General features: G+C 32.6%; 9 protein-coding genes and 1 pseudogene. 4 read left to right on the forward strand and 6 right to left on the reverse strand.

Features of this window, described 5'->3' with window-relative positions; all coding sequences use genetic code 11:
- Positions 1-251, reverse strand: a 251-nt coding sequence (locus tag SA378_RS01370; protein WP_318524201.1) for a hypothetical protein, incomplete at its 3' end; no start/stop codon positions are given.
- Between the two features lie 7 nt (positions 252-258).
- Positions 259-1,611 carry a UDP-N-acetylmuramate--L-alanine ligase gene (gene murC, locus SA378_RS01375; protein ID WP_318524202.1) on the reverse strand — a complete coding sequence of 451 codons (1,353 nt, stop codon included), beginning with the start codon at positions 1,609-1,611 and terminating at the stop codon, positions 259-261.
- A gap of 271 nt (positions 1,612-1,882) precedes the next feature.
- Between murC and tsaE the strand changes: the two genes are divergently transcribed.
- The 4 genes from tsaE to SA378_RS01395 are packed head-to-tail and all read left to right on the forward strand — an operon-like array spanning position 1,883 to position 4,381.
- Positions 1,883-2,353 carry a tRNA (adenosine(37)-N6)-threonylcarbamoyltransferase complex ATPase subunit type 1 TsaE gene (tsaE, locus tag SA378_RS01380; protein WP_318524203.1) on the forward strand — a complete coding sequence of 157 codons (471 nt, stop codon included), beginning with the start codon at positions 1,883-1,885 and terminating at the stop codon, positions 2,351-2,353.
- Entirely contained in the window at positions 2,334-3,029 is a 696-nt protein-coding gene (gene tsaB / locus SA378_RS01385) for a tRNA (adenosine(37)-N6)-threonylcarbamoyltransferase complex dimerization subunit type 1 TsaB (protein WP_318524204.1), read from the forward strand. Before tsaE ends, tsaB begins: the two co-directional genes overlap by 20 nt.
- A 1-nt stretch (position 3,030) precedes the next feature.
- A complete protein-coding gene (gene rimI, locus SA378_RS01390) occupies positions 3,031-3,477 on the forward strand; it encodes a ribosomal protein S18-alanine N-acetyltransferase (protein WP_318524205.1) in 447 nt (148 codons plus the stop codon).
- Positions 3,478-3,505: 28 nt separating this feature from the next.
- The gene (locus SA378_RS01395) at positions 3,506-4,381 is read left to right on the forward strand and encodes a M15 family metallopeptidase (protein WP_318524206.1); all 876 of its coding nucleotides are present in this window, start codon (positions 3,506-3,508) and stop codon (positions 4,379-4,381) included.
- A 126-nt stretch (positions 4,382-4,507) separates the two neighbouring features.
- Here the strand turns inward: SA378_RS01395 and SA378_RS01400 are convergent, their stop codons facing one another.
- The 4 genes and pseudogenes from SA378_RS01400 to SA378_RS11635 form a co-directional block, all read right to left on the reverse strand.
- Positions 4,508-5,317 (reverse strand): undecaprenyl-diphosphate phosphatase, encoded by an 810-nt coding sequence (locus tag SA378_RS01400; RefSeq protein ID WP_318524207.1) that lies wholly within the window; start codon positions 5,315-5,317, stop codon positions 4,508-4,510.
- A 166-nt stretch (positions 5,318-5,483) separates the two neighbouring features.
- Complete coding sequence (gene htpG, locus SA378_RS01405; RefSeq protein ID WP_318524208.1) at positions 5,484-7,364, reverse strand: molecular chaperone HtpG; 1,881 nt, start codon at positions 7,362-7,364, stop codon at positions 5,484-5,486.
- A 340-nt stretch (positions 7,365-7,704) separates the two neighbouring features.
- Positions 7,705-8,025 carry a peptidoglycan-binding domain-containing protein gene (locus SA378_RS01410; RefSeq protein WP_412178659.1) on the reverse strand — a complete coding sequence of 107 codons (321 nt, stop codon included), beginning with the start codon at positions 8,023-8,025 and terminating at the stop codon, positions 7,705-7,707.
- Positions 8,026-8,082 (reverse strand): annotated as a pseudogene (locus SA378_RS11635) (peptidoglycan-binding protein); the annotation flags it as partial.
- Between the last annotated feature and the right edge of the window lie 46 nt (positions 8,083-8,128).

The following is an 8,128-nucleotide window of genomic DNA, read 5'->3' on the forward strand; positions in this document are numbered from 1 at the left end:
CCCCGCTGTAAAGACTCCAAAAGGACCGTCCCCGCTGTAAACAAAAGGACCGTCCCCGCTGTAAAGACTCCAAAAGGACCGTCCCCGCTGTAAAAAAAAGGACCGTCCCCGCTGTATCGTCCCCGCTGTAAATCCCCGCTGTAGTCCGTCCCCGCTGTAAATCCCCGCTGTAAATCCCCGCTGTGTCTTCGGGCAAGCCCACAGAATGACAGAAAACGCATGTCATACTGAGCGCCAGCGAAGGATCTCATCTTTTGATTATTTTTCTATTATAAGTTCTGCTACTTCGTTTACATTTCCGGCGCCCATGGTAATTATAATATCACCTTTATGAGCTAATGATTTTATTATATCAGCAGCAGCCTGGAAGTTTTCTGCATAGTGTGCATCTTTAGAATATTCTTTCATTTTACTGATAATATCTTTTGAATGTACTTCACCGGTGTTTTTTTCCCTTGCGGCATATATGTCTAAAAGAATTGCTTCATCAGACAGTGACAGAGCTTTTGCAAATCCGTCCAAAAGTTTTATAGTTCTTGTAAATGTGTGAGGCTGGAAAACTGTAATTATTTTGCCTTTTGTATAGGTTTTGGCAGTTTTTAATGTTGCTTTCATTTCTGATGGATGGTGTGCATAATCATCAATAACTGTTGCATTATTGCAGGTTCCCTTGTATTCATATCTGCGGTGAGTTCCGGAAAAGTTAAACAATCCATCTTTTATTATTGAGCTTTCTATACCAAGAGACATGCATGCAGCGGCTGCTGCAACTGAGTTTAATAAATTGTGTTCGCCGAATACTTTAAGGCTTATTTCAGTGATTTTTTCTTTGCCTCGCATTAATGTATATGAAGGGGAAGGAAGAAGTTTAATGTTATCAGGATAATATTTTGCGCTGTCATCCATTCCAAAAGTAATTACATTGCAATTCAAATGTTTAAATAAATCTTCGTTTTTAACATTAACAATTAAATGACCGTATTCAGGCAATTTTTCTCCATATTCTACAAATGCGTTTTCAATATCTTTTAAGTCCTTATAATAATCAAGATGATCTTCATCTATATTTAAAATCAACTCCATCGTTGGATTGAATTTCAGAAAATTTCTTTTATATTCACATGCTTCAGTTAAAAGCATGTCATAGGAGCCGTGTTTTAAATTGCCTCCTAAAGAATCCATTTCTCCGCCTAAAAATATTGTGGGTTTCAAATTTGTTTCTATTAATATTGAAGACAGCATGCCGGTTGTTGTTGTTTTGCCGTGAGTACCTGAAACACATATTGCATTTTTGTATTTTTTCATAATTAGTCCTAAAAATTCGGCTCTGTCCATAATTTTCAATTTTAGTTCCTGTGCTCTTAAAAGTTCAGGGTTGTCGCTAGAAATTGCTGAAGTATATACTACAAGGTCAATATCATCAGTTATGTTTTTGCTTTCATGATTTATGTTTATTTTAATTCCCATAGATTCAAGCTTTTTAATAATATGAGAACTGCTTCTGTCAGAACCTGAAACTTTTACGCCTTCATCGATCATTATTTCAGCTAAAGCACTCATGCTTATTCCGCCAATTCCAATAAAATATATATGTTTAAAATTAATATTCATTGTTATGCTCCTTTATAATTTCTATATTTGTATTATTAATATTATTCACTCAATTAATTAATTAACACTGCTTATATTGTAGTTTCAAAAATATATCCTAGGTATTATAACATGTAGTTATATGTTCTTCAATTAAATTTTTATGTGTATGTTAATACGAACTTTAACTCAATTATTATTTCTTGATTTTTTAAATGTGTAAATGTATAATAGCCATAGATGAGCGATATATGAGCAATTGCTGATCTGTTTTTAAAAAGAAGGAAAAAAGATGAAAATTACAGTAAATAATTTACAAGAAACAGAAAAAGTAGGAAAAATAATCAGCCAACATCTGGAAAAGGGCACAGTAATATGTCTTGATGGGGATTTAGGTGTTGGAAAAACTGCTCTGACACAATTTATAGCTAAAGAATTTGGCGTAAAAGAATATATTACAAGCCCTACTTTTACAATAATAAAAGAATACCAAGGATTGCTTCCTTTTTACCACATGGATGTATACAGAATTGAATCAGAAGATGATATGTATGATTTAGGCTATGATGAATATATATATTCTGAGGGTGTAACTATTATAGAATGGTCTGAAAAAATCGTAAAAATACTTCCGGAAAACAGAATTAATATAAAAATACAAAGATTAGATGACAGTCGCAGAACCTTATTCATTGATGGCAAGGGACTTGTTTATGAAAAAATAACAGAGGAGTTAAAAAATCATGAAAGTACTTGCAATTGAATCAGCATCAATAACAGCGTCATGTGCAGTTGCTGATGGAAATGATATTTTAGGTGAATACACACTTAGTCACAAAAAAACACATTCTGAAAAGCTGATGCCGTTAGTTGAAGATTTGATGAATGAATTAGGAATAAAACTTCAAGATATAGATGTAATTGCTGTTTCCGAAGGACCGGGGTCTTATACAGGTCTGAGAATAGGTGCAGCAATTGCTAAAAGCATGGCTTATGCTGCTGATATTCCTATTGCAAATATACCTACTATAAAATCTTTGGCAGGCAATATTTATGATACAGACAAATTAATCGTGCCTATAATGGATGCAAAGGCTGGAAGAGTATATACAGGAATTTACAAATGGGAGAATGATAATGTTGTTGCTGTGAAGGACCAGTTTCCATGCAACATTGATGAATTGATTGAATTGCTTAATGAATTTGAGGGAACTATTATATTTAGCGGAGATGGTTCGGTTAATTACAAAAATATTATTGAAGAAAAATTAAACAGAAAGACAGTATTTGCACCAAGTAAATTTAATTATCTCAATGCTTCAACTCTTTGCTATATAGGCTTAAAAATGGCAGAAAATAATGAGACTGTTACAGCATCAGATTTTAAGCCGCAATATTTGAGGTTGTCACAAGCTGAAAGAAATATTGAAAGGGGGTAACATGGAACGGGTATTGATTAGAAATATGAAAAGTGATGATATTGGTCAAATTATTGAGATTGAAAAAAAATGTTTTTCGTTGCCTTGGTCGAGAGAATCCTTTGAGGGTGAGCTTAAAAATGAGCATGCCTATTATGAATGTGCCGAGGAAAATAAAAATATTGTTGGATATATGGGGATGTGGAAAATTTTAGATGAGTGTCACATAACAAATGTTGCAGTGCTTCCGGAATACAGAAACAGAGGAATTGCGTCTATGCTCATAGACAAGATGATTGGTGTATGCAAATGCAGCGAAATTAAAAACATGACACTTGAAGTGAGAGAATCAAATACGACTGCAATAAATTTATATAAAAAATTTGGTTTTTTTTCAGTGGGGAAAAGGCCGAATTATTATCAGCTACCACTTGAAGATGCAATTATAATGTGGAAAAACATTTACTAAAGTAAGTATGCATTCATGAGGAGAAAGAATGAAAAAAATAAAAAAGCAAAAGATAAGAAAATTTTTAATTGTTGTAACTGCCTTGTTTTTGATTTTGCTTGCGGCATTGTTTTTTGCTGAAGGAAGATTTAAAGACAAGAATAATGATATAGAACAAATTGATTCTGTTAATAATAAAGATGAAGAAGAACCATCAAATATTGAAGAACAAAATATTGAAGAACAAAATATTGAAGAACAAAATATTGAAGAACAAAATAATGAAGAAGAAACACCTGCTGAGAACAATACTTCTAATGAAGAAAATGAAGAAAATGATGGTATAATAGTATCCGAACCATATGCATACGATGTATTGGTAAATAGAAAGAATAATCTTAATGAAACATACGTGCCGGATGATTTGGTTTCATTGGATGATGTTCCTACGGTATTGGAAAATCCTGAAGTAAATCAACTTAGGAAAGATGCTTACATAGCTTTAAAGGAATTATTTGCAGCGGCAAAAGATGAAGAGGAGTATGTCTTGTATGCACGTTCAGGCTATAGATCCTATTATACGCAAGAAGCATTGTATAAGTCATATGTATCAAACAACGGGCAGACAGCAGCTGACAAATACAGCGCAAAGCCAGGCCAAAGCGAGCATCAGACTGGTCTTGCAATGGATATTACTTGTGAAGCTTTAAATTATGTGTTAGATGATACTTTCGGAGATACTGAAGAAGGAAAATGGGTGTCGGAAAATGCTCATAGATTTGGATTTATAATAAGGTATCCCAAAGGAAAGGAAGATATTACAGGATATTTATTTGAGCCTTGGCACATAAGATATTTAGGACAAGAATTAGCGACTAAAGTATTTGAATCAGGATTAACTCTGGAAGAATACTTTGAACAATAAAAAAAGAGATTCTTCAGGCTTACGCCTTCAGAATGACAATAAATGTCATCCTGAGCGTTAGCGAAGGATCTCATTTTTTAAAATAAATTTTTTTATATTAATTAAAATATGTAAAAGTAATATTAATTAAAATATGTAAAAGTAAGCAAGCACTAAAAATCCAAGTACTATTCTGTAGTAGCCAAATGCTTTGAAGTCATGCTTTCTTATGTAGTCCATTAAAAATTTGATTGCAAATATTGACACTAAGTAAGCTACAAGGGAGCCAATTCCAAGAACAAGCCATTCAAAGCCTGAAAATCCAAAACCTGCTTTTATCAGCTTCAAGGCGCTTGCTCCAAGCATTGTTGGAATTGCCATGAAAAATGAAAATTCTGTTGCAACAAACTTAGATGTTCCAAGGAGCATAGCACCAATTATTGTAGAACCTGAACGGGAAGTTCCCGGTATAAGTGCGAGACATTGGAAAACACCGATTGCAAAAGCCAGACCATAGGACATATTCGAAAAGTCTTTAACTTTTGATCTTCTTCTGCTGCCTTCAATCAAAATCATTATGACTCCGTATATTATAAGGGCTAAAGCTACAACAACAGGATTGTAAAACAATTCATCTATTTTATCCTCAAACAGTATTCCAATAACTCCTGATGGTATAACTGCCACAACAACTTTAAACCATAAAGACATTGTGTCTTTTTTTTCATCTAGTGATTTTTTGGGTGAAAATGGGTTCAATTTGTGAAAGTAAAGAGTAAGTACAGCTAAAATTGAACCGAATTGGATTACAACTAGAAATGTATTAACGTAAACATCTGAAAAATTTAAGCTTAAAAATTCATCAACCAATATCATATGGCCGGTACTACTGATTGGCAGCCATTCTGTGATTCCTTGAACAATACCAAGCAAGACGGCCTTTAAAATTTCTATCAAAATAATTACCTCCAAAACAAATAATATTCAGTATACCAATAATATATAGTTTATTCAAGCGTTTTAAAATAAGAATAAAAAAAGATCCTTCACTTTTTTCAGGATGACAGTAACCTACATATTGTCATACTGAGTATTTATCCGAAGGATCTCATCTTTTAAATAATTAATTATTAATCAGCGAGTACACATCATTTGCATATTGTACAGGGTCTTCTATTTGTAGTCCTTCAATAAGCATCGCCTGATTATATAAAACATTTGACAGTGTCTTCAATTTATCTTTATCATTATTATAAGCATTTTTTATTTTTTCAAACATTTCATGTTTTATATTTATTTCAAGTATTTTTTCTGCATGTATATTACCTGGATTGTCAGGCATTGACTGCAATATTTTTTCCATTTCAATAGACAATTCGCCTTCAGAAGCCAAACAAACAGGATGATTTTTTAATCTTTTTGAAGCTCTTACCTCTTTAACTTTTCCATTTAATGATTCCCTCATGAAATCAAAAACATCTTTATTGTTTTCTTTATTTTCTTCATTTTCATTTTCTTCTGAATTCATATCTAAATCCGAACTAGATACATTTTTGAATTCTTTTTCTTTGTAATTCATAAGTACCTTAATAGCAAATTCATCTATTTCATCAGTGAAGTAAAGAATTTCATAACCCTTATCAGCAATAAGCTCTGTTTGAGGCAATCTGGAAATTTTAGCTACATTTTCTCCGGTAGCATAGTAAATATATTTTTGATCTTCTTTCATTCGTGATATATATTCATCAAGGGTTACAAGTTTTTTCTCAGTCGATGAGTAAAACATTAATAAATCCTGCAATGTTTCTTTGTTTGCACCCCACTCACTGTACATTCCGAATTTCAATGTTCTGCCAAAGTTGTTGAAGAATGTTTCGTAAGTTTCTCTATCTTCTTTAAGCATTGCTGAAAGTTCGCTCTTTATTTTTTCTTTTATTTTCTTTGCAATGAATTGAAGCTGTTTGTCATGCTGCAATATTTCTCTGGAAATATTAAGGGATAAATCTGCAGAATCAACCAATCCTTGGACAAATCCAAAATAATCAGGAAGCAAATCCGAGCACTTATTCATGATTAATACTCCATTTGAATAAAGCTCTAAACCTTTTTCAAATTCTTTTGTATAAAAATCAAAAGGTGTTTTTGCAGGAATATATAATATTGCATTGTAGCTTGTAATTCCTTCGACGCTCACATGAGTATATTTGAGCGGATTTTCATATCCGTAATGTTTTTCTTTATAAAAATTTTCATAATCTTCAGGTTGAAGTTCGCTCTTATTTTTTCTCCAGATAGGAACCATGCTGTTTAATGTTTCATCTTCGAAATAATCATCATATTCATTTTCAGTTCCTTCTTTAAGCTTTCTTTTCTTAACCATCATTTTTATAGGATATTTGATAAAATTAGAATATTTCTTAACCAAAGATTTTATATTGTATACATCAATATATTCATCATAATTTTCACCTTCGGTGTTTTCTTTTATTTCCATGATGATTTCAGTTCCTGCATTTTCTTTTTCGCAAGGAACTATAGTATATCCGTCAGCACCGGTTGATTGCCATTTATATGCTTCATCAGAGCCTGATGCTTTGCTTATTACTGTTACTTTTTTTGCAACCATGAATGCGGAGTAAAATCCAATTCCAAATTGACCTATAATGTCAACTCCATCTTTAACTTCATTGTTTTCCTTAAAATCGAAAGATCCGCTTTTGGCGATTGTTCCAAGGTTTGAATCAAGTTCATCTTTTGTCATACCAATACCTGTATCAGCAACAATGAGAGTTCTTTCATCTTCGTTAACTTTAATTCTTATGTAAAAATCATCTTTGTTAAATACCGTGCTGTTGTCTGTAAGAGACTTATAGTAGCTCTTGTCAATTGCATCACTCGCATTTGAAATAAGCTCTCTTAAAAAAATTTCCCTGTGTGTGTAAATTGAATTGATCATTAAGTCCAATAATCTTTTGGATTCTGATTTAAATTGTTTTTTAGCCATATTTTAATCCTTTCCTTATAATGAATTAATTGCTTGCGCAATCATTATAGTGCTTTGTTCACATCTCTTGTTAGCACTCGATACTAATGAGTGCTAACTCTATTTTAGCAAATGAATCATATTTGTCAATAGCTTGTATGAAAAATTTACAAAAAAATTGCTGATGAGCAAATCAGACTACTGAAAAACTATACATTTGGTCATTGTCATTCTGAGAGCTTGCTCGAAGAATCTCATGGTTTCAACAAAGATGAGATCCTTCACTAATGTTCAGGATGACAGAAATAGACTTTATCAGTGGCCTATAATTCAAATCAGCAATTTTTGATTTCTATAATCTCTAATTTCCAAATCTAAGCTTACGATATATTTCTACTATTTTATTCCATGTAGTTTCCTGTACAATTCCATCGGCGGTAAGTCCATACTGTTTTTGAAAAGCTACTACAGAGGCTGTGGTTTCAGGACCAAATATTCCATCAGAGGAGACTGGCGGTATGGCTGGATTAACAGTTGAAATAAATGAAAGATATTGCTGTAATATATATACACCCGGACATTCTGAACCCTCTCTGTATATAATATTTGGATAAAGAAGAGCAGGAAGGGCTATAGCTGTAGGAGGCAAGGCTCTTAATATTCCTATTATATTTTGGTACATTGTAGTCCAAGTTTCATTATCAATAATTCCTGTCACAGGCAGACCCATTGTTTTTTGAAATTAAATAATAGATGTTCTTGTTTTGGGACCAAGAATTCCATCA

The sequence above is a fragment of the Sedimentibacter sp. genome, from assembly GCF_033447055.1.
Classification (GTDB): Bacteria; Bacillota; Clostridia; order Tissierellales; family Sedimentibacteraceae; genus Sedimentibacter.

Coding starts and splice junctions, on each gene's coding strand:
- SA378_RS01395 (WP_318524206.1), top strand. CDS start 3,506: ATGAAAAAAATAAAAAAGCAAAAGATAAGAAAATTTTTAATTGTTGTA.
- SA378_RS01410 (WP_412178659.1), bottom strand. CDS start 8,025: ATGTACCAAAATATAATAGGAATATTAAGAGCCTTGCCTCCTACAGCT.
- tsaB (WP_318524204.1), top strand. CDS start 2,334: ATGAAAGTACTTGCAATTGAATCAGCATCAATAACAGCGTCATGTGCA.
- murC (WP_318524202.1), bottom strand. CDS start 1,611: ATGAATATTAATTTTAAACATATATATTTTATTGGAATTGGCGGAATA.
- htpG (WP_318524208.1), bottom strand. CDS start 7,364: ATGGCTAAAAAACAATTTAAATCAGAATCCAAAAGATTATTGGACTTA.
- rimI (WP_318524205.1), top strand. CDS start 3,031: ATGGAACGGGTATTGATTAGAAATATGAAAAGTGATGATATTGGTCAA.
- tsaE (WP_318524203.1), top strand. CDS start 1,883: ATGAAAATTACAGTAAATAATTTACAAGAAACAGAAAAAGTAGGAAAA.